At 64.0% G+C, this 19,808-nt stretch carries 20 protein-coding genes; 12 read left to right on the top strand and 8 right to left on the bottom strand.

The window, feature by feature from the left end:
- Positions 1-2: 2 nt before the first annotated feature.
- From LQG66_RS34000 to LQG66_RS33990, 3 genes are read left to right on the top strand one after another with little or no spacing between them, the layout of a single operon-like run.
- The gene (locus LQG66_RS34000; protein WP_231320163.1) at positions 3-740 is read left to right on the top strand and encodes an ABC transporter permease; all 738 of its coding nucleotides are present in this window, start codon (positions 3-5) and stop codon (positions 738-740) included.
- Positions 730-1,440, top strand: coding sequence for an ABC transporter ATP-binding protein (locus tag LQG66_RS33995; protein ID WP_231320162.1), 711 nt, complete (start codon positions 730-732; stop codon positions 1,438-1,440). Before LQG66_RS34000 ends, LQG66_RS33995 begins: the two co-directional genes overlap by 11 nt.
- A 39-nt stretch (positions 1,441-1,479) precedes the next feature.
- Positions 1,480-1,827, top strand: a complete 348-nt coding sequence (locus LQG66_RS33990; protein ID WP_231320161.1) for a hypothetical protein — start codon at positions 1,480-1,482, stop codon at positions 1,825-1,827.
- A 40-nt stretch (positions 1,828-1,867) separates the two neighbouring features.
- Here LQG66_RS33990 and LQG66_RS33985 read toward each other — a convergent pair whose 3' ends face one another.
- A complete protein-coding gene (locus tag LQG66_RS33985; protein ID WP_231320160.1) occupies positions 1,868-2,080 on the bottom strand; it encodes a hypothetical protein in 213 nt (70 codons plus the stop codon).
- A gap of 217 nt (positions 2,081-2,297) precedes the next feature.
- Between LQG66_RS33985 and LQG66_RS33980 the strand changes: the two genes are divergently transcribed.
- Positions 2,298-2,606, top strand: a complete 309-nt coding sequence (locus tag LQG66_RS33980; RefSeq protein ID WP_231320159.1) for an EthD family reductase — start codon at positions 2,298-2,300, stop codon at positions 2,604-2,606.
- A 147-nt stretch (positions 2,607-2,753) separates the two neighbouring features.
- On the opposite strand, the gene pqqA is transcribed toward LQG66_RS33980, so the two are convergent.
- The 3 genes from pqqA to LQG66_RS33965 all read right to left on the bottom strand — a co-directional run bounded on the left by pqqA (position 2,754) and on the right by LQG66_RS33965 (position 4,915).
- Positions 2,754-2,834, bottom strand: a complete 81-nt coding sequence (gene pqqA / locus LQG66_RS33975; protein WP_009031067.1) for a pyrroloquinoline quinone precursor peptide PqqA — start codon at positions 2,832-2,834, stop codon at positions 2,754-2,756.
- A gap of 277 nt (positions 2,835-3,111) precedes the next feature.
- On the bottom strand, positions 3,112-3,384 hold the full coding sequence (locus tag LQG66_RS33970) for a hypothetical protein (RefSeq protein WP_231320158.1): 273 nt from the start codon (positions 3,382-3,384) through the stop codon (positions 3,112-3,114).
- Positions 3,385-3,967: 583 nt separating this feature from the next.
- Positions 3,968-4,915 carry a helix-turn-helix domain-containing protein gene (locus LQG66_RS33965; RefSeq protein WP_231320157.1) on the bottom strand — a complete coding sequence of 316 codons (948 nt, stop codon included), beginning with the start codon at positions 4,913-4,915 and terminating at the stop codon, positions 3,968-3,970.
- A 406-nt stretch (positions 4,916-5,321) separates the two neighbouring features.
- Here LQG66_RS33965 and xoxF5 point away from each other — a divergent pair, with 406 nt between their 5' ends.
- The 6 genes from xoxF5 (at position 5,322) to LQG66_RS33935 (ending at position 12,642) form a co-directional block, all read left to right on the top strand.
- A complete protein-coding gene (xoxF5, locus tag LQG66_RS33960) occupies positions 5,322-7,124 on the top strand; it encodes a lanthanide-dependent methanol dehydrogenase XoxF5 (RefSeq protein ID WP_231320156.1) in 1,803 nt (600 codons plus the stop codon).
- Positions 7,125-7,256: 132 nt separating this feature from the next.
- Positions 7,257-7,736, top strand: coding sequence for a c-type cytochrome, methanol metabolism-related (locus LQG66_RS33955; protein ID WP_231328051.1), 480 nt, complete (start codon positions 7,257-7,259; stop codon positions 7,734-7,736).
- A 63-nt stretch (positions 7,737-7,799) separates the two neighbouring features.
- Positions 7,800-8,909 (top strand): S-(hydroxymethyl)glutathione dehydrogenase/class III alcohol dehydrogenase, encoded by a 1,110-nt coding sequence (locus tag LQG66_RS33950; RefSeq protein ID WP_231320155.1) that lies wholly within the window; start codon positions 7,800-7,802, stop codon positions 8,907-8,909.
- A 33-nt stretch (positions 8,910-8,942) separates the two neighbouring features.
- Positions 8,943-9,506, top strand: a complete 564-nt coding sequence (gene gfa / locus LQG66_RS33945) for an S-(hydroxymethyl)glutathione synthase (RefSeq protein ID WP_231320154.1) — start codon at positions 8,943-8,945, stop codon at positions 9,504-9,506.
- 347 nt (positions 9,507-9,853) lie between these two features.
- Entirely contained in the window at positions 9,854-10,306 is a 453-nt protein-coding gene (locus LQG66_RS33940; RefSeq protein ID WP_231320153.1) for a (2Fe-2S)-binding protein, read from the top strand.
- Positions 10,307-10,308: 2 nt separating this feature from the next.
- Positions 10,309-12,642, top strand: a complete 2,334-nt coding sequence (locus tag LQG66_RS33935; protein ID WP_231320152.1) for a xanthine dehydrogenase family protein molybdopterin-binding subunit — start codon at positions 10,309-10,311, stop codon at positions 12,640-12,642.
- 71 nt (positions 12,643-12,713) lie between these two features.
- On the opposite strand, the gene LQG66_RS33930 is transcribed toward LQG66_RS33935, so the two are convergent.
- Positions 12,714-13,112 carry a transposase gene (locus tag LQG66_RS33930; protein WP_231320151.1) on the bottom strand — a complete coding sequence of 133 codons (399 nt, stop codon included), beginning with the start codon at positions 13,110-13,112 and terminating at the stop codon, positions 12,714-12,716.
- Between the two features lie 283 nt (positions 13,113-13,395).
- Between LQG66_RS33930 and LQG66_RS33925 the strand changes: the two genes are divergently transcribed.
- On the top strand, positions 13,396-14,334 hold the full coding sequence (locus LQG66_RS33925; RefSeq protein WP_231320150.1) for an acetamidase/formamidase family protein: 939 nt from the start codon (positions 13,396-13,398) through the stop codon (positions 14,332-14,334).
- Positions 14,335-14,342: 8 nt separating this feature from the next.
- Here LQG66_RS33925 and ccoG read toward each other — a convergent pair whose 3' ends face one another.
- Together ccoG and LQG66_RS33915 are read right to left on the bottom strand one after the other, a co-directional pair.
- On the bottom strand, positions 14,343-15,824 hold the full coding sequence (ccoG, locus tag LQG66_RS33920) for a cytochrome c oxidase accessory protein CcoG (RefSeq protein WP_231320149.1): 1,482 nt from the start codon (positions 15,822-15,824) through the stop codon (positions 14,343-14,345).
- A 467-nt stretch (positions 15,825-16,291) separates the two neighbouring features.
- Positions 16,292-17,089 (bottom strand): fumarylacetoacetate hydrolase family protein, encoded by a 798-nt coding sequence (locus LQG66_RS33915; protein ID WP_231320148.1) that lies wholly within the window; start codon positions 17,087-17,089, stop codon positions 16,292-16,294.
- 1,057 nt (positions 17,090-18,146) lie between these two features.
- Between LQG66_RS33915 and LQG66_RS33910 the strand changes: the two genes are divergently transcribed.
- A complete protein-coding gene (locus tag LQG66_RS33910; protein WP_231320147.1) occupies positions 18,147-18,761 on the top strand; it encodes an SOUL family heme-binding protein in 615 nt (204 codons plus the stop codon).
- A gap of 263 nt (positions 18,762-19,024) precedes the next feature.
- Here the strand turns inward: LQG66_RS33910 and LQG66_RS33905 are convergent, their stop codons facing one another.
- Positions 19,025-19,801 (bottom strand): cyclase family protein, encoded by a 777-nt coding sequence (locus LQG66_RS33905; RefSeq protein WP_231320146.1) that lies wholly within the window; start codon positions 19,799-19,801, stop codon positions 19,025-19,027.
- Positions 19,802-19,808: the final 7 nt, after the last annotated feature.

Below are 19,808 nucleotides of genomic sequence, written 5' to 3'. Positions count from 1 at the left end.
AGGTGCTGCGGCTGTTGTCTTTCGCGCTGTTCGTCGCGACGTGGTGGATTGCCGCCGCGATTGCCGGCAGTGCCAAGCTGCCGCCGCCGGCGGCCGTCCTGGCGGTCACCATGACCGAGGCCCAATCCGGCGCCTTGTTCCTTCACCTCGGCGCGACGCTCGCGCGGGTGGCTCTCGCCTTCACGCTCGCGATGACCCTGGGATCGGCCCTCGGTTACCTCATGGGACGCAGCCGGCTCGCCAACCGCCTCGGCGATCCCTGGCTGATCCTGCTGCTCAATTTGCCTGCGCTCGTCGTCATCGTTCTCGCCTATATCTGGGCGGGGCTGACTGAGGTCGCGGCCATCGCCGCCATCGCGATCAACAAGCTGCCGACGGCGGTCGTGACACTGCGCGAGGGCGCCCGGGCGCTCGATCCCGCACTCGACGAGATGGCGAAGGTGTTCGCTTTTCCGCGCGGGCGCATCCTGCGCCACGTCCTGCTGCCGCAACTCGCCCCCTATATTGCGGCCGCTGCGCGCTCCGGCCTGTCGCTGGTCTGGAAGATCGTGCTGGTCGCCGAGCTGCTCGGACGTCCCAACGGCGTCGGCTTCGAGATCGGCGTCGCCTTCCAGCTGTTCGACATCCCGCTCCTGCTGGCCTACTCGCTGAGCTTCGCCGCGGTGGTTCTGGTCTTCGAAACCCTCTTCGTCCAGCCGTTCGAGCAGCGGGCATCCCGGTGGCGGCTCCGTGCGGCTTGAGGTCGACATCCGCGCCAAGAGCTACACCGGCGCCAACGGCAAACGCCACGAGGTGATCGCCGGCATTGCGTTCGCGCTCCAATCAGGAGAGGTCGGAGTCGTGGTCGGGCCCTCCGGCTGCGGCAAGAGCACGATGCTCAGAATCCTCGCCGGTCTGGATACCGACTATCAGGGCCACGTGTCGCAACCCGCCGGCGCGCGGCTGGCGATGGTGTTCCAGGAGCCGCGATTGCTGCCGTGGCGCTCCGTGGAGGACAATGTCCGGCTTGCAGCACCCGGCATCGCTGATGCGAAGCTCGCAGCGATCTTTGGCGTGCTCGAACTCGACGCCCATCGCAGCCATTTTCCGGGTGAATTGTCGCTCGGCCTGGCCCGCCGCGTGGCGCTGGCGCGGGCGGTCGCGGTCGAGCCGGATTTTCTCATCCTGGATGAGCCGCTGGCCTCGCTCGACGATGCACTCGCCGCGCGGCTGCGCGAGGAGATCGCGACCCTCGTCGCCAACCGGCCGATGATCACGCTTCTGGTGACGCACAGCGTGGACGACGCCGTGCGGCTGGGCGACCGCATCTTCCTGCTGTCCTCGCGCCCTGCCCGCCTGCTCCACACTGTCCCGATCGAGATCCCGCGCGTGCAGCGCACAGATGCCATCGTCGCCGCGCTGAAGGCTGATCTGGCGCAACTGGATTTGTCCGTGTCATAGTCATGGCAATCAATGAACATTCGGCCACAGGGAAACGCCATGAGACCCGCACTTACCGTGACGGCAATCATTCTATCAAGCCTGCCGATCATGGCCTTCGCACAGGGCAAGGGCATTCGGCTTTGGAATTTGACCACCGCGACCATGACCGGCTTCCAGCTGTCGCCTGCCGGACAGAACAATTGGGGGCCCAACCACACGCTGAACGACAAGGACAAGGAGCTCGATCACGACGAACGGCTGCGGCTGACCGGGGTCGAACCGGGACGCTACGATGCCAAGGTGAGCTATGCCGGCAGCCGGCAGTGCATCGTTCGCGACCTGGACATCAAGGTCGACGCCGTGGTCTCGGTGGCGGACAAGGACCTCAAGGAGTGCACGAAGTAGGCAGCCACCGCGCCGCCTTTTCGCAGGTCGGCGCTGCGATTCAGGCCTTGTCGTTGGCGTGCGGATATTCGCAACGCCACCGCACCGCAGTCCATTTCGGGTGCTCACCGATCCACTGGGCGATGTACGGCGGCGCCTTCATCGCACATTGCTGCAGGGACGCGCCGCCATTCTCGAAAACGAGATGTTGCTCCTCGCATGTGGTTGGTGACAGCACCGCGCAGACCGTGATGACGAGATCGATGGGGCTCATGGCTCTGTGTCCTTCGATAAGCCTGATGTCGGAGACTACCTGAAACTACGACATCAGGCTGCATCGGTTTCTCATCGCGCCCCGCTTTATGGGCTGGAACCACGACAGGAACGACCATCATTAGGCGAATCGGGTCCCGACGCTTGATCCGAACCCGCAGATCGGCTGCAATGGCGTTGGTCGATCGACCTCAAGAAAGCGAATGCGGAGGAAGCAGATGCCCAAGGTTCTCGTACTCTACAAGACCCCGAAGAGCGCCGAGGCGTTCGACAAGCACTACATGACCATCCATGTGCCGCTGGCGAAGAAGATTCCGGGCCTGAAGACCTACGACATCAGCCGCGGCCCCGTGAATGGGCCGGCCGGCGCCACCAACATCCACCTCGTCGCCACCCTGACGTTCGATTCGATGCAGGCGCTGCAAGCGGGAATGGGCTCGCCCGAAGGCAAGGCGGCGGCGGGCGATCTGCCCAACTTCGCCGATGGCGGCGTCGACCTCTACCTGTTCGACACGCAAGACGTCTGATCGTTTCGCGGTCTCTGGTCGTCACCCTGATCGACCGAAGAGCCGACCATCGGGACCATCTCACGGATCGTCCCGAACACAAGAATGGATCCGCCAAGCCACTCGGTAGCGAATATCGCTCTTAAGGGCTTGGCAGATCGCTAGTCGTTACTTGCGCGCCGCGCAGGCATACATGTTGATTTCCATGCCAACGGGCACTTCGACAATCTTCGGTGTCTTCCAGGCCATTTCAAGCTCCCAAGTTCAGACTATCATTGACTGGCGCATTGCTCGCACCAGGACGGAAGCTAGGGCTGCGTACGATAGAACGCAAGGCTCGACGGGCTCTCTGCGCTTCTCGGCAGCTGTCGCTCAGTTGCACAAAGCGAAATCCGCTGTCTGAAGCGACGCCGTTCCGCCTCAATCATCGCATCGCTTGACTCAAGCTCCTCACCGGGCAAACGCAGCATGATCCGTGCGCGAGAATCGCCTGGCCGTCATTGACGATGATCCGGATCGGCAGCGCTCAGGCGCCGCCCGGCTGCACATAGCAGAACACATACCGATTGCGGCTCAAGAAGATGACACCGTGACCGGTCGGATTGCCCTTGTCCCACTTCAACTTATGATCAGGGACTTCGATTTCTGTGCCGACATCGATGTGCGGACGACCGCGCGGCTCATCAGGACGGTCATCCGTGATGATCACGTACGTCCGGCCGTCGCGGACATGGACTTCATCGGCAAAGTAGGCGTCGGCCTCGCCGCAACAGGACGCCGTCGGCACATCCGGCTGCATCAAGGCCTCATACCATTGGCGCAACGCGGGATCAGCCGATCCCCACTGACCGAGATCTCGCGCGCTCGCACTCACCCCCAGGCAACAAAGCATGCCAAGCCAAAGGATGGTTCGTCTCATCCACCTACTCCTCTGTTGACCCGGCATGTTGCAGTGAAGCAATGATCATGCCGCAAAGCAGCATAGAAGAGGTGTCATCATGCCGGTATCAATGAGCAGTAGCTGCAAGGTCTTAGTGGGACCTTCCATCTCCAGGGACAGCAATTCCGCCGTCGTGGGTGGACCCTGCCAACGTCTCCGCGTGGACGCTTCTTTATCGGGCGGCGTGCTGGTTCCGCAGCGCCACTCTTACAGCGACTGAAGGTACTTGAATGGATGGAGATGGAGACCGCGCCGACTGCCGCCGCACCTGCTCGCCCCACGCGGCGCAAGGCGAAAAGCGGCGACCATTCGGTCAGGCCGCCGCGCAAATCGGTAGCGGGAGCCGGCTGACCTTCTCGGTGACCTTCGACAGGGTGCGTTTTGCCGCGGGCGCGCGGCGCAATTCATGCCTCTCGGACCGTGCCGAGTGATCAATCCGAAATCAACGCGAAGCCGTCTTGTGGACGGACGACGGCATGACACCGAAATATTTCCGGAATACGCGACTGAAATGCGACGAACTCGAAAAGCCCCATGAGAAGGCCACGTCAGTGATCGTCTTGCCGCTCTGCGTTTCGAGTTCCTGCCGGCAGTGTTGAAGCCTGGCCCGCCAGATGTAGTCGCTGACGGTCATGCCGCGATCGCTGAAGACCATATGCAGGTAGCGTTTTGTACAACCTAAAGATGCCGATATCTCATCGATGCAAAGATCGGGATCGCGGAGATGCTCGCGGATGAAGGCTTGCGCGCGGACGTAGACGGCCTCGGGCCCTGCGCGATCCAGCATCCGGTCGGCTTCCCGTAACGGTAAGAGCAAAAGATCGATCAGCGACTCGGCGACGCTGGCCGCGGAGTTCGGCGACAGCCGGTTCGCTTCGTCGAAAGCAGCATGCGTCACATCATGCGCGATCCGGCCTGTTCCGCTTCGCGCCGACAATTTGTAGGCGGCCATCTTTTCCGAACGAAAGCCGCGCTCCTGCAGCAGCTCCTTGGGCACGATGACCACGTCGTGCCGGGTGAGCGCCGGACTGACGATGGTATGGGGCGTCGATACATCGTAGGCGAGGCAATCGCCGGGACCGATCTCGATGTGGCGCCCATCCTGTTCAAAATACGAGATTCCATACGTCTGGAACAGAATCTTGATGTAGGGGTGATTCGTCTCCCGCGAACGTGCGTAGCTGTGTGCAATGCGATGCTGGCTGGCCTCGATCTGGCAGAGTTTCAGGCGCGAGACCGTGGTGAAATTGATACGTCCTTCGAATGATGCTCCCTCCAGCGGGTCGACATCGAAGCGTCCGCAAAGATCGGTCAGCGCATCTGACCAACGTTGGATCTGGCTCTTCGGCGAGAACCCGGTAGTGCTGAGCGAGCTGATCGTATCGGACATGTCCATCCACCGATTCATGATCGAAACGCAACGTCCCGCCAAGGAGGGCGGGCGTGAGTGGAGCGGAATTACTCCCTTTTTGAGGCCGACCAAATTCCTGGCGCATCAGCTCAGGCAATGTCCCTGTTTGATCCTCCGCCTTCACCTCTGTGACGTCAAGCGAAACGTCAACTCCCAGTGGAACCGGGATGGTGCAAATTGATGCTGTGCAGCAAGAACGTGTTTCATGTTGCGGGCCAGCAAAGCAAAAATCTCCTTCAAAAACTTCTCCGCGCTTCACTCTTGAGCAAGCGTCTTTCTCTTTTGGGCAAGTTTCCCGGTTGGGAAGTGGATAATGAATGATGCCGAAGAACCAATACTGGGCCGCGCCATGCGGAAGCTCAGTTGAACCCGGGAGGAAAAGACGATGCGAAAGGTACTACTCGCAACTTGTCTGACGTCAGTCGCGGCACTTGCCGCGGGTGGCGCATTCGCCAGCGAAGAGCTGGTCAAGATGTCGGCAAACCCGAAGGACTGGGTGATGCCGGCGGGAGACTACGCCAATACGCGTTACTCCAAGCTGAACCAGATCAACGCCCAGAACGTCGGCAAGCTGCAGGTCGCCTGGACGTTCTCGACTGGTGTGCTGCGCGGTCACGAAGGCGGACCGCTCATCGTCGGCAACATGATGTATGTGCATACGCCGTTCCCGAACAAGGTGTATGCGCTCGATCTCGCCCAGGACAACAAGATCGTCTGGCGGTACGAGCCGAAGCAGGACCCGAACGTCATTCCGGTGATGTGCTGCGACACGGTCAATCGCGGCGTGGCCTATGGTGACGGCAAGATCTTCCTGCATCAGGCCGACGACAAGCTGGTCGCGATCGATGCCAAGACCGGCGCCCAGGTCTGGACCGCAGTCAATGGCGATCCGAGCAAGGGACAGACCGGCACCTCGGCTCCGCTGGTGGTGAAGGACAAGGTCCTGGTCGGTACGTCCGGCGGTGAGTTCGGCGTTCAGTGCAGCATGACCGCTTACGACATCAAGAGCGGCAAGCAGGTCTGGAAGGCCTACTCCGAAGGTCCCGATGACCAGATCCTGTTCGACGCCAACACGACGGCGCTCGGCAAGCCGGTCGGCAAGGACTCCAGCCTGAAGACCTGGCAAGGCGACCAGTGGAAGACCGGCGGCGGTTGCACCTGGGGCTGGGTCTCCTACGATCCGCAGCTCGACATGGTCTATTACGGTTCGGGCAACCCCTCGACCTGGAATCCGAAGCAGCGTCCCGGCGACAACAAGTGGTCGATGACGGTCTTCGCGCGCAATGCCGATACGGGCGTGGCGAAGTGGGTCTATCAGATGACGCCCCACGACGAGTGGGACTATGATGGCGTCAACGAGATGATCCTGTCGGACCAGGCGATCAACGGTCAGCCGCGCAAGCTCCTGACGCACTTCGATCGTAACGGCCTCGGCTATACGCTCGACCGCACCAACGGCGAACTGCTCGTCGCCGAGAAGTACGACCCGAAGGTGAACTGGACCACCGGCGTCGACATGGACAAGAGCTCTGCGACCTACGGCCGTCCGAAGGTTGTCGATCAGTACTCGACCGACAAGCAGGGTGAAGACGTCAACACCAAGGGCATCTGCCCGGCGGCGCTCGGCACCAAGGATGAACAGCCTGCGGCCTACTCGCCGGATACGCAGCTGTTCTACGTACCGACCAACCATGTCTGCATGGACTACGAGCCCTTCAAGGTGAGCTACACCGCAGGTCAGCCCTATGTGGGCGCGACTCTGTCGATGTATCCGCCGGCGGGTGAGACCCATATGGGCAACTTCATTGCCTGGGACGGCAAGACCGGCAAGATTGCCTGGTCGAACAAGGAGCCGTTCTCGGTGTGGTCGGGCGCGCTCGCCACGGCTGGCAACGTGGTGTTCTACGGCACGCTGGAAGGCTACCTCAAGGCGGTCGACGCCAAGACGGGCAAGGAACTCTACAAGTTCAAGACCCCGTCCGGCATCATCGGCAACGTCACGACCTACGAGACCAACGGCAAGCAGTACGTCGCCGTGCTCTCGGGTGTCGGTGGCTGGGCCGGCATCGGTCTCGCGGCAGGTCTGACGGATCCCACTGCCGGTCTCGGTGCGGTCGGCGGCTACGCGGCGCTGAGCAACTACACCGCCCTCGGCGGCGCGCTCACCGTGTTCTCGCTCCCGCAGTAAGCTAGGCACCATGGCCCGGCGCATGGACAACGTCCATGCGCCGGTTCGCCTACCCCAAAAAATTAAGGGAAAACGCCCTTGCGTAGAATCTGTTTTGCGGTCGCCGCGGCTCTGAGCCTGGCAACCGGCGGGATGACTGTCGCCGAGAACGCCTGGGCCGAAGGCCCCGGAGACCCTACGGCTGTCAAGTCCGAAGAAGGGAAGTACTTCGATAAGGATGGCAATCCGACCTACAAGGTAGGCGCCGACGGATCGGTCGACTGGTACACCTACTCCGGATACCGCCGTTATCACTCTGAATGCCACGTCTGCCACGGCCCCGACGGCATGGGATCGACCTATGCGCCTGCGCTCAAGGACTCGGTCAAGAACATGAGCTATGGCGATTTTCTCGGAGTCGTCGCGAGCGGCCGCAAGAACATAAGCACGGCCCAGGAGAACGTCATGCCGGCCTTCGGCGACAATCCGAACGTCGCCTGCTACATGGATGATCTCTACATCTACCTGCGCGCCCGCAGCAATGATGCGGTGGGACGCGTTCGCCCGGCCAAGCACGAGGATAAGCTGCCTTCCTACACGGAGGCGGAGAACTCCTGCATGGGCAAGAAGTGACTGAAGGGGACCGCGACCAGGACAGCGTCGCGGGCCCGCGAGAATGAAACAGGAGTTGAAGAGATGAAGACGCGCGCCGCGGTGGCTTTCGAAGCCAAGAAACCGCTGGAGATCGTCGAGGTTGACCTCGAGGGCCCGAAGGCGGGTGAAGTGCTGGTCGAGATCAAGGCGACCGGCATCTGCCACACCGATGCCTACACGCTGGATGGATTGGACAGCGAAGGCATCTTCCCCTCGATCCTCGGCCACGAAGGCGCCGGCATCGTCCGTGAGGTTGGCCCTGGCGTGACCTCGGTCAAGCCCGGCGACCACGTCATTCCGCTGTACACACCGGAATGCCGCCAGTGCAAGAGCTGCCTCAGCCGCAAGACCAATCTCTGCACCGCGATTCGCGCCACGCAGGGCAAGGGCCTGATGCCCGACGGCACGTCGCGCTTCAGCTACAAGGGCCAGGCCATCTACCATTACATGGGCTGCTCGACCTTCTCCAACTTCACCGTGCTCCCGGAGATCGCGGTCGCGAAGATTCGCGAGGACGCGCCCTTCGACAAGAGCTGCTACATCGGCTGCGGCGTCACCACCGGCGTCGGTGCTGTCGTCAACACGGCCAAGGTCACGCCCGGCTCGAACGTCATCGTATTCGGCCTCGGCGGTATCGGTCTCAACGTGCTCCAGGGTGCCAGGATGGCCGGTGCCGACAAGATCGTCGGCGTCGACGTCAATGACAGCAAGGAGGAATGGGGCCGCCGCTTCGGCATGACCCATTTCGTCAACCCGAAGAAGGTGACCGGCGACATCGTCCAGCATCTGGTCGCGCTTACCGACGGCGGCGCCGACTACACCTTCGACTGCACCGGCAACACCACGGTGATGCGCCAGGCGCTGGAAGCCTGCCATCGCGGTTGGGGCGAATCGATCATCATCGGCGTCGCCGAGGCCGGCAAGGAGATATCGACCCGTCCGTTCCAGCTCGTCACCGGGCGCGTCTGGAAGGGCACTGCGTTCGGCGGCGCCCGCGGGCGCACCGACGTTCCCAAGATCGTCGACTGGTACATGAACGGGAAGATCGAAATCGACCCGATGATCACCCACACGCTCAAGCTCGAAGAGATCAACAAGGGCTTCGACCTGATGCATGAGGGAAAATCGATCCGTTCCGTCGTCGTGTTCTGACCCCAAGCACGCAAAACTGAGGAGGATTGCGCCATGACTGTCCACATCCACCCGTCCGTTGATAACGGCGTCAAACAGGGAAGCGGCCACTTCGCCGGCGGCACGCTGGTCTGCAAGTGCCACGACCGGCCGGTAAAGGTCGGCATCAAGGGCGATGTCGCGCACAACCACGCCTGCGGCTGCACCAAGTGCTGGAAGCCCTCCGGCGCAAACTTCTCGGTCGTGGCCGTGGTGCCGCGGCAGAACGTCACGGTGCTGGAGAACGGCGACAAGCTCAAGATCGTCGATGCCTCCGCCGTCATCCAGCGCTATGCCTGTACCGGCTGCGGCACCCACATGTACGGCCGGATCGAGAACACGGGTCACCCGTTCTACGGCCTCGACTTCATTCATCCCGAGCTGTTCCAGGAGCAGGGTTCGGCGGCGCCGGGATTTGCGGCCTTCGTCTCCTCGGTGATCGAGTCCGGAGTGAAGCCGGAGCAGATGGGTGAGATTCGGGCGCGACTGAAGGAGCTGGGGCTCGAGCCCTATGACTGCCTGTCGCCGGCCCTGATGGATGCGATTGCCACCCACGTGGCGAAAGCAAAGGCGGCCTGAGGGCCGCAGCGCTCGAAGCCTATCAACTAAAGCGTTCCTTCCTGAAGACTTGGTGCCTCGCCTGCCCTCACGCCGGCGAGGCATTTTTTTTCGCGATGTTTTTCTTTTCGCGCGTGAATTTTTTCGCAGTGCGTTAGCTGACGTGCCCAGCCTACGATGCAGCGCCGCACGCTGCTCCCGGGAACACACGCGGCTGTGTAGACCGATGCCCATCGCGGTCTGCTATCATGCGTGGCTTTCCAACAACTCTCAATTGAGCCGGCGCGCGCATCCAGGACATGTGGTCCTGCGCGCGTCCACCAGAGATCAGAACTGACGACCATTGGTCCGACAGAACGAGGGCAATCATGATCAAGGTGAAAATCAACGGACAGGAGCAGGCCTGGGATGGCGATCCGAGCCTGCCGCTGTTGTGGTATCTGCGCGACGAGCTCGGGCTCACCGGCTCCAAATATGGCTGCGGCCAGGCGCTGTGCGGCGCCTGCACCGTATTGGTCGACAAGGAGGCCGCACGCGCCTGCATCACCGCCGTGTCGGACGTGGCGGGCCGCGAGGTCACGACCATCGAGGGCCTGCACCCGACCGGCGACCATCCGGTGCAGAAAGCCTGGCGCCAGGTCAACGTGCCGCAATGCGGCTTCTGCCAGGCCGGGCAGATCATGCAGGCGGCCGCGCTCCTGAGCGCGAATCCGAAGCCGTCGCATGACGAGATCCGGGACGCGATGTCCGGCAACATCTGCCGCTGCGGCTGCTATCAGCGCATCGAGAATGCGGTCCATCTGGCCTCGACGGGGGTGTGATCATGAGCATCATTGCAAATCCCGACATCGCGAAGTCGTCGTCGCGCCGCGGCTTCGAGCGGCACCTCAAGGTCGAGAACGTCTCCCGCCGCGCCATTCTGCAGACGCTGGGACTCGCCGGCGGCTTCGTGCTCGCCGCGCCGCTGTTGTCGCGTCCGGCGTTCGCCACCTATGAGACCGGCGCCGGCAAGATGCCCCACGGCACCGTGGTCGATCCCAAGGTCTTCGTCGCGATCGCGCCCGACGGCATCGTATCCATTCTCGCCCATCGCTCCGAGATGGGAACCGGCGTGCGCACCAGCCTGCCACTGATCGTGGCGGAGGAAATGGAAGCCGACTGGTCGCGCGTGCGCGTCGTGCAGGCGCCCGGTGACGAGGTGAAGTTCGGCAACCAGGACACCGACGGCTCGCGCAGCACGCGACACTATCTGCTGCCGATGCGCCAGATCGGCGCCATGGCACGTAGCATGCTCGAAGCCGCAGCGGCCAAGCGCCTCGGCGTGCCGGCGAGCGAGGTGAAGGCGGTCAACCACGAGGTCGTGCACAGCGCAAGCGGCCGACGCCTCGGCTTCGGCGAGCTCGCCGCCGACGCCGCCAATGAGGCGGTGCCCGCAATCGACACGGTGCAGCTGAAGTCGCCGAAGGATTTCCGCTATCTCGGCAAGGGCCAGGTCAGCATCGTCGACCTGCACGACATCACCGTCGGCAAGGCGCGCTACGGCGCCGATGTCCGCCTGCCCGGCATGAAATACGCCGTCATCGCGCGACCGCCGGTCACCGGCGGCAAGTTGAAGTCGTTCGACTCGGCCGAGGCGCTGAAGGTCCCTGGCGTCGAGCAGGTGCTCGAGGTCAAGGGTTGGCCCTGGCCGTCGAAGTTCCAGCCGCTCGGTGGCGTCGCTGTGATCGCACGCAACACCGGTGCTGCGATCAAGGGCCGCGACGCGCTCAAGATCGAGTGGGACGACGGTGACAATGGGAGCTACGACTCGGTCGGCTATCGCGCCGAGCTCGAAGCCGCCGCACGCCAGCCGGGCCTCGTCGTGCGCCAGGAAGGTGACGCGGAGGCGGCACTGAAATCGGCCGACAAGGTCATCACCGGCGAGTACTATCTGCCGCATTTCGCCCATGCCAGCATGGAGCCGCCGGTCGCGGTCGCCGACGTCAAGGGCGACAAGGCGGAGATCTGGGCGCCGGTGCAGAGCCCCGGCGGCACCCACGAGGACGTCGCCAAGACGCTGCAGATCCCACTTGAGAACGTGACCGTCAACGTTACGCTGCTCGGCGGTGGTTTCGGCCGCAAATCGAAATGCGACTTCGCACTCGAGGCCGCCCTGCTCTCGAAAACGCTGGGCGCGCCGGTGAAGGTGCAGTGGACGCGCGATGACGACCTCCATCACGACTTCCTGCACACGGTGTCGGTGGAGCGCATCGAGGCCGGCCTCGACAAGTCCGGCAAGGTGGTGGCCTGGCGTCACCGCAGCGTCGCGCCGACGATCCTGTCGACCTTCGCGGCCGGCGCCGATCATGCGGCGCCGTTCGAACTCGGCATGGGCCTCGTCGACATGCCGTTCGAGATCGCCAACATCAGCTGCGAGAATCCGGCGGCCAAGGCGCATACGCGCATCGGCTGGTTCCGCTCGGTCTCCAACATCCCGCGCGCCTTCGCGGTGCAGTCGATGGTCGGCGAGATCGCCCACGCCACCGGCCGCGACCAGAAGGACATGCTGCTCGAACTGATCGGCAGTCCGCGTATCGTCAAGCTCGCCTCGGTGAAGGATCTCTGGAACTATGGCGAGCCCTATGAGAGCTACCCAATCGATACCGGTCGGCTGCGCCGCGTCGTCGAGTTCGTGGCCGAGAAGGGCAATTGGGGCCGCTCGGTTCCCAAGGGTCACGGCCTCGGCATCGCCGCGCATCGCAGCTTCGTCAGCTACATCGCGACCATCGTGGAGGTCTCGGTCGACGACAAGGGCAAGCTTTTGGTGCATCAGGTCGACAGCGCGATCGATTGCGGCACCTTCGTCAACCCGGAGCGCATCCAGTCGCAACTCGAGGGTGCTGCGATCATGGGGCTGAGCCTCGCCAAATACGGCGAGATCAGCTTCAAGAACGGCCGGGTGCAGCAGCGCAACTTCGACGACTTCCAGGTGGTCCGGATCGACGAGGCGCCGCTGGTCACCAACGTGCACATCGTGCCCGCCGATGCCGACGCGCCGCCGAGCGGTGTCGGCGAGCCGGGTGTGCCGCCGTTCGCGCCAGCGCTCGCCAACGCGATCTTTGCCGCCACCGGCAAGCGCCTGCGCGCGCTGCCGATCGGCAACCAGCTCGCGACCTGACATCGCTGAAACGAGCATGCCATCGGCCGGAGCGATCCGGCCGATGACGCAACGACCCGAATGTCGGCTGGTCAGCGCCCGTAGCGCACCGAGGCATAGCGGCCGATCACGGCGCCACGTCCCTGCCCCGGCGCGCCGGCCACACCGTGAGGCGTGCTGCCGCAATCCTGGCGCAGCGGCCGCGGTGCGGCTTTCACAGAAGCCGGCGTGTTCGGCTGGCCCCCGACGAGCTTCGTCACCAGCGAACGCAGCCGCTGGTTCTCGATCTCCAGCTCCTTCAAGTGGCGCAGAGCAGGACTGCTGAGACCGCCATAGCGCTTGCGCCAACGATAGAACGTGCGCAGCGACACGCCCGCGGTGCTGCAAATTTCGGCAATCGGAACACCCGACTCCGCCTCGCCAAGCAGAACCAGAATCTCGTGCTCGGTGTGCAGGGAACGACGCATGATCAGAGACCCCGACGCGGCCATCACGCGTATTCTCGCATGAATTCCATGAGCTTGGTAGTGGCCCGGCGCCTCGGCCTCGCGACGGCGCACTGCATGCGCAAGCTGCGAGCGTCGCCGGCCGTGCTACCGCTGCGTCATGGCGGCTAGATCGCTTGCGCCGGCCAATTGGCAAAATTGACGTGACACGCCGGAGCAACGCGGCTCTGCCGGTGCGATGAGCAAGGCTGACCAGTTTTTGGCATTGCCGGCTATCGCATCCTGCCTTGAAATCACCTGTAAGAACCAAGCCCCACGGAGCCAGCCCATGTCGAAACGCCACGAAATTCCCGCGACGCATGAGAGCATGGTGTGGGGCTATCTCGACAGCGCCACGCCGCCCGTGCTCGAAATCGCCTCGGGCGACACCGTGACGCTGCATTCGTTCCCGGCCGGCGGCAAGGAGACGCTTCCCGAGGACCGCAGCCTGGTGCCGGCCAACTACCTCACCGCGCTCGACACCATGATCCAGGGCCCGGGACCGCATTTCATCACCGGCCCCGTCTACGTGAAGGGCGCGCAGCCCGGCGATACGCTGCAGGTCGACATCCTCAATGTGAAGGTCAGCCAGGACTGGGGCTTCGTCTCGATCCTGCCTTTGCTCGGCACCCTGCCGGACGAGTTCACCGACTACGAGACCATCCATCCGAAGGTCGATCACGAGCGCCAGGTCTGCATCATGCCATGGGGCACCGAGATCGCGCTCGACCCGTTCTTCGGCATCATCGGCACCGCGCCGCCGCCGGCGTGGGGGCGCTGCGGATCGCCGGTGCCGCGCAGCTTCGGCGGCAACATGGACAACAAGGAGCTGCGGCCCGGCACGACGCTGTATCTGCCCGTGTTCAACGAGGGCGCGCTGTTCTTCGCCGGCGACGGCCACGGCGTGCAGGGTGACGGCGAGGTCTGCATCACCGCGCTCGAGACCGGCGTCACCGGCAGCTTCCGCCTTACCGTGCGCAAGGACATGGACATCACCTGGCCGTTCGCCGAGAACGCCACGCACCTGATGTCGATCGGGCTCGACGAGGATCTCGACGACGCCGCCAAGCAGGCCGTGCGCGAGATGGTCAAGCACGTCTGCGCCCGCACCAACCTGTCGCGCAACCAGGCCTACATGCTGTGCTCGCTGGCCGGCAATCTGCGCGTCACCCAGCTGGTCGACGGCAACAAGGGCATCCACATGCTGCTGCCGAAAGCCTATCTCTAGGCCCTCCTCTACCGATTGACGAAGCGGTCGTGCGCGGACAGCACGGCCTGCCCGCTCGGATCGACCGCCGAGAACATGACATCACCATCGCGCGGCTCGGTCATCGTGAGCGTCACGCGCAGGGTTTCCGAACCCTCCGGCTCGACCGCGATCAACGCCCCCTGCGCATGGCCGACGATGGCGAGCACCGCATCGACGCCGCTGAGCGCGAGCCTGAAGCTCTGCGGCGCGGCCGACTTGTTGAGCAGCTTCACCGTGTAGGCATTGCGCACCGAGCCGTCGGAGAGCCGCACCGCGAGGGGATCGCGATCGTGCTGCACCGAGAGCACGGCCGTGGTCTTGGTTGCGAACGACACCGCGATCACCGCAGCCAGCGCCACGCAGGCGAGCGCGAGCCCGACCGTCTTCGGCCGCACCAGCCGCGACACACGCGTCTCCCCGACGCGGCCGCGCTCGATGTTGCGCCAGCTCTCGTAGTCGATCAGGCCGCGCGGGCGGTCGAGCTTGGCCATCACGCCGTCGCAGGCATCGACGCAGAGGCCGCAATTGATGCAGGCGAAGCTCGGCCCCTGGCGGATGTCGATGCCGATCGGACAGACCGCGACGCAGGCGCCGCAATCGACGCAATCGCCGGCCGGCAGGCCGTGCGATCGCGCCTCGGCGGCCTTCTTCGCCGACATGCGCGCTTCGCCGCGATAGTCGCGATAGTTGACGGTGAAGGCTTCCGGATCCCAGATCGCGCCTTGAAGACGCGGCCACGGACACATGAAGGTGCAGACCTGCTCGCGCGCGAAACCGGCAAGGCCGTAGGTCGTGCCGGCGAAGGCGAGCGTCCAGGTCAGCGCGGTCGCCGACATCTCGCCATGCATGACATCACGCACGAGCTCCGGCGCGTCGGTGAAGTAGAAGATCAGCGTGCCGCCGGTGCCGAGCGCGATTGTCATCCACAGCACATGCTTGGTCGCGATCTGCGCGATGCGCCGCGCGGAGAGCGGCGCGCCGATGTTCTTCAGCCGCTGCCGCCGATCGCCCTCGACCAGTCGCTCCACCAGCAGGAACAGGTCGGTCCACACCGTCTGCGGACAGGCGAAGCCGCACCACAGGCGGCCGGCGAGCGCATTGACCAGGACCAGGATCAAGGTCGCCAGCAGCATCGCCGCGGTGATGAGATAGAGATCCTGGGGCCAGATCTCGATCGGGCCGAGATAGAGCCGACCATGGGCGAAATCGAGCAGCACCGCCTGGCCCGGCGCGTTCGGCCCGCGGTTCCAGCGCAGGAACGGCGTGACGTAGTAGACGCCGAGCGTGAGCACCAGGATCAGCCATTTCAGCCGCCGGATCGGTCCCTTGACGCCCTGCGGAACCACCGGACCGCCGGCGCTGCGCGGTGACCGCACCGGGCTGCGCGCCTGCGCTTGGCCCTGGCTTTGACCCACGCCCTGCGCCATGCGGCGCGTCCTGGCGTGATCGATCTCGATGGTGATGGCCACGGCTGCCCTCGTTCGCTTGCCTGTTGCAGGCGACGGTACGGGGCGCGGCCGGACGGCTCTTTGTCGGCCGACAAACTTGCGAACGGGTGGCAGTGCTTGTTTGCGCGGGAACAACGATGTTCCGCGTCCGGCAGGCGATGAGGGACCCGGCACCGCGAGTGCCGTGGCGGTAGGCGCACCATCCGGTGGGATGATTGCGTCTGCCGCCCTTCTGGCGACGGTGCGCGGGGCGATCGCAGACCGTCGCGCCGATACTCTTTTCGCGGCCCATCCTTCGAGACGCCCGCCTTCGGCGGGCTCCTCAGGATGAGGTCGGAATCCGCAGAGACGTGTCAGTCCCTCATGGTGAGGAGCGCCGCTTGCGGCGCGTTCAGGCGATGCTCTCGCATCGCCTTGAGAACCACGAGGCCCACATCGACCCGATACGGGAGGAATGAGCAATCGCCTCACCTCTCCGGACCACCTCGTCAGACGATCTTGATCGACATGTCCGGCAGGCCCTCGAGCTTGCACAAGAGCACGTCGCCCTTGACCACCGGGCCGACATTTTCCGGCGTGCCGGAATAGATGATGTCGCCGGCCTTCAGCTCGAACGCCTCGGACAATTTCGCGATCTGCTCGGCGACGTTCCAGATCATCTTGGTGAGATCCGAGTTTTGCCGGATCGTGCCGTTGACCGCGAGCGAGATCGCGCCCTTGGTGAAATGCCCGACCTTCGCCACCGGATGGATCGGGCCGAGCACGGCGGCATGATCGAAGCTCTTGCCGATCTCCCACGGCTTCTTCTCGGCGGCCATGCCGTTCTGCAGATCGCGCCGGGTCATGTCGAGGCCGAGCGCATAGCCGTAGACGTGGTCGAGCGCCGCCTCGACCGGGATGTTGGTGCCGCCGGATTTCAGCGCTGCCACCAGCTCGACCTCGTGGTGATAGTTCTTGGTCAGCGACGGATAGGGATGATCGGCAACCTCGCCAACGGCGACGTTCTGGATCGCGTCGGTCGGCTTCTGGAAAAAGAACGGCGGCTCGCGGTTCGGATCAGAGCCGCGCTCGATCGCATGCGCCGCATAGTTGCGGCCGATGCAATAGATGCGGCGGACCGGGAAAACGCCCTGCTCGCCGACGATCGGGATGGTCGTGGCCGGAACGGCGAAGATCGGCGTCGGGCCGGCCTGCGCGGCGGCGGAGCGCGTCTCCGTCATGATCGCGGCCGCCGCAGCAAGGCTGCCGGCACCGACGAGAAGATTGCGACGTGAGGTGTCTGCCATTGGTTCCTCCTGAAATCAGCCGTTGCGACCGGCCGGGTTTATTTTGTTTTGTGCGCTGGTTCGGCGCCCTCAACTGATAAGCATATCCAGTATGCCAGCGCCACCATGTGCTCACGCGCCGTCCGTCTCGCGGCGCAACATGCGTCCGAGGGGATGCTTCGAGACCCTCGCTCGAGCTGCGAGGGCGCAGGGAAGACCGGACCTCGACTGAGGCCCGTGGCCCGCCTGCTCAAAAAAATGCAGGCGGCAGGTACCACAGGTTCAGCCGGACGACCCGGCCCTCCCTGCGCGATGGGTGGAACGTCTGCTCCGTGCTCTCCCCGGGGGACCGGCTGTCTTGCCCCCGTCACCCGCGCGACACGTCATGTCGCAGCAGGCTTGGCGCCAGCATCGGGGCGCCAGGACCACACGGCTTGAACGTCCGCAACGCTTCCAGTCGTCTTGCGCGTCAGCGCCTGGACTCGTGCGGCCACCGCTCCCCGCCCCTACGTATCGTGACGACGCGTACGCCCCTCAGCATGAGGCGGGATGGAGCGGATCAGATCATGATTTCCGATAAAACGAAATAAGAAAATTTTTACAGGAAGGTCTGGACAGAGGTGATCGTGCTGAGGATGCAGCGGAATTTACTTTTTCGGCGAATCTGCAATTGGGCTATGAAGGACGTCCGCGAACTGCGTTCAGCGATTCCATTCGTTGATTGCGCCCGGGCCTGAGTTGCCCGACGAGGCTAACCGGCCCATCAGCAAGACGTCGTATCCTGGAGCAGACGTCGACGCACACGGAAAAAAGTTGCCCACTCGAAAAAGTGGCCTCATGGTTCGAGACGCGCCGCATCTTGCACCGTTCGCGACTGCTCTACGCGTCGCGCGGCGCTCCTCACATGAGGGTCTTAGATTTTGCAGCGAAGTCCGACCTCATCCTGAGGGCCTGCAGGCGGGCGTCTCGAAGGAGCACGTCACTTGCTGATCCGATGAACCCCTGCCCTCGTTCACCCGTTGAAACCATCAAGCAGCACACCGCCATGACTGAGCCGACACGACCGGGGAGACGCCGCATGCTGATCTGGCTGGCTGGCATTGTCGTGCTCGTCCTGGCCGGCGCCGCCATTGCCGCAGGGCCGATCATGAGCCGGGTCGAACATCCGAGATACGAGGTCGTCAGCCGCGACGGCGAGTTCGAGGTCCGCGCCTATGCGCCGATGATCATTGCCGAGGCCGATGTGCACGGCGCGCGCAAACCTGCGATCGAAGAAGGCTTTCGCATCATCGCCGGCTACATCTTCGGCGCCAACCAGGGACGGATGAAGATCGCGATGACCGCGCCGGTGCAGCAGCAGGCCAGCGCGGCTTCGACGACGCACGATATGACAAGCAGCGACCGCTGGACCGTCAGCTTCGTGATGCCTGCGAGCTGGTCGCTCGATATCCTGCCGCCGCCGGCCGACGCCCGTATCAAGCTGACCGCGCTGCCGGCGCAGCGCCTGGTCGCGATTACCTTTGCGGGCTCGACCTCCGACGGAATCATCGCCGAGAAGACGCGGGAGCTGCGTGACTACGTGCAGCGCAAGGGACTGACCGTCACCGGGACACCGCTGCTCGCATTCTACAACCCGCCATGGACGCTGCCGATGCTGAGGCGGAACGAGGTGATGCTGGCGTGTAGTTGTTAGCCAGGCTTTCGCCCGGACATCGGTGCGCTCCCTCTCCCCGTTCTTACGGGGCCGCGACGAGCTTCGCTCGCGCTGAGAGGGTTGGGGTGAGGGGCAGCCGCACGGGAAGTGCACGTGGAGAGACCTGTACCCGCTCACCCGGATTGCATCTTCGATGCAATCCGACCTCTCCCCGCAGGCGGGGAGAGGTGAAGAGCGAGCAAGCCGCGCGACCGGTGATCAAACGTCCTGCCGGTCAGAGCTAACTCAGATCTTCGCTCGCCTCACCCGTCGATGATCGCGACCGCGCGGGTCCAACCCGCCGACGCCCGCTCGATTTTCACCGGGAAGCACGACACGGTGAAACCCGTCGACGGCAGCTGCTCCAGATTGTGCAGCTTCTCGAGGTGGCAATAGCCGATGTGGCGGCCGGCCTTGTGGCCTTCCCAGATCAGGGCAGCGTCGTGGGTCTCGGCGTATTTCCGGGCGGTGAACACGAACGGCGCGTCCCAGCTCCAGCCGTCGGTGCCGGTCAGCCGCACACCGCGTTCCAAGAGATACATCGTCGCCTCATAGCCCATGCCGCAGCCGGAATTGACGTAGTTGGCCTCACCGAAGCGGGCGCCGGCGGAGGTGTTGACGACGACGATCTCGAGTGGCGACAGCGTGTGGCCGATGCGCTTCAATTCCTCCTCGACGTCCTTGGCGGTGACCACATAACCGTCTTGGAAATGGCGGAAGTCGAGCTTCACGCCCGGCTGCAGGCACCACTCCAGCGGCACCTCGTCGATGGTCCAGGCGCGCTCGCCGCGGTTCATCGTCGGATGGAAGTGCCAGGGCGCATCGAGATGCGTGCCATTGTGGGTCGAGAGATTCACCTGTTCGACCGCCCAGCCCTGCCCGTCCGGCAGATCCTCCGCCTTCAGCCCATCGAAGAATTGCAGCATGCGCGGCAGCCCCTGCTGATGATCGATGTACTGGATGGTCGGATGTGCGCCGGGCGGATCGGCCGGCACGTCGTTCTGCAGAGGCACGGAGATGTCGATCAGCTTGCGGGCCATGGGCGGT

The sequence above is a fragment of the Bradyrhizobium ontarionense genome, assembly GCF_021088345.1.
Classification (GTDB): Bacteria; Pseudomonadota; Alphaproteobacteria; order Rhizobiales; family Xanthobacteraceae; genus Bradyrhizobium; species Bradyrhizobium ontarionense.
This window is presented reverse-complemented; position numbering and strand designations above follow the sequence as displayed.

Bases quoted from the DNA above. Each gene is read 5' to 3' on its own strand.
- LQG66_RS33915 (WP_231320148.1), bottom strand. From the start codon at position 17,089: ATGGCAGACACCTCACGTCGCAATCTTCTCGTCGGTGCCGGCAGCCTT.
- xoxF5 (WP_231320156.1), top strand. From the start codon at position 5,322: ATGCGAAAGGTACTACTCGCAACTTGTCTGACGTCAGTCGCGGCACTT.
- LQG66_RS33955 (WP_231328051.1), top strand. From the start codon at position 7,257: ATGACTGTCGCCGAGAACGCCTGGGCCGAAGGCCCCGGAGACCCTACG.
- LQG66_RS33905 (WP_231320146.1), bottom strand. From the start codon at position 19,801: ATGGCCCGCAAGCTGATCGACATCTCCGTGCCTCTGCAGAACGACGTG.
- LQG66_RS33930 (WP_231320151.1), bottom strand. From the start codon at position 13,112: ATGGCCGCGTCGGGGTCTCTGATCATGCGTCGTTCCCTGCACACCGAG.
- LQG66_RS33910 (WP_231320147.1), top strand. From the start codon at position 18,147: ATGCTGATCTGGCTGGCTGGCATTGTCGTGCTCGTCCTGGCCGGCGCC.
- LQG66_RS33925 (WP_231320150.1), top strand. From the start codon at position 13,396: ATGTCGAAACGCCACGAAATTCCCGCGACGCATGAGAGCATGGTGTGG.
- LQG66_RS33970 (WP_231320158.1), bottom strand. From the start codon at position 3,384: ATGCAGCCGGATGTGCCGACGGCGTCCTGTTGCGGCGAGGCCGACGCC.
- LQG66_RS33990 (WP_231320161.1), top strand. From the start codon at position 1,480: ATGAGACCCGCACTTACCGTGACGGCAATCATTCTATCAAGCCTGCCG.
- LQG66_RS33940 (WP_231320153.1), top strand. From the start codon at position 9,854: ATGATCAAGGTGAAAATCAACGGACAGGAGCAGGCCTGGGATGGCGAT.
- LQG66_RS33980 (WP_231320159.1), top strand. From the start codon at position 2,298: ATGCCCAAGGTTCTCGTACTCTACAAGACCCCGAAGAGCGCCGAGGCG.
- gfa (WP_231320154.1), top strand. From the start codon at position 8,943: ATGACTGTCCACATCCACCCGTCCGTTGATAACGGCGTCAAACAGGGA.
- LQG66_RS33935 (WP_231320152.1), top strand. From the start codon at position 10,309: ATGAGCATCATTGCAAATCCCGACATCGCGAAGTCGTCGTCGCGCCGC.
- LQG66_RS33985 (WP_231320160.1), bottom strand. From the start codon at position 2,080: ATGAGCCCCATCGATCTCGTCATCACGGTCTGCGCGGTGCTGTCACCA.
- LQG66_RS33965 (WP_231320157.1), bottom strand. From the start codon at position 4,915: ATGTCCGATACGATCAGCTCGCTCAGCACTACCGGGTTCTCGCCGAAG.
- LQG66_RS33950 (WP_231320155.1), top strand. From the start codon at position 7,800: ATGAAGACGCGCGCCGCGGTGGCTTTCGAAGCCAAGAAACCGCTGGAG.
- pqqA (WP_009031067.1), bottom strand. From the start codon at position 2,834: ATGGCCTGGAAGACACCGAAGATTGTCGAAGTGCCCGTTGGCATGGAA.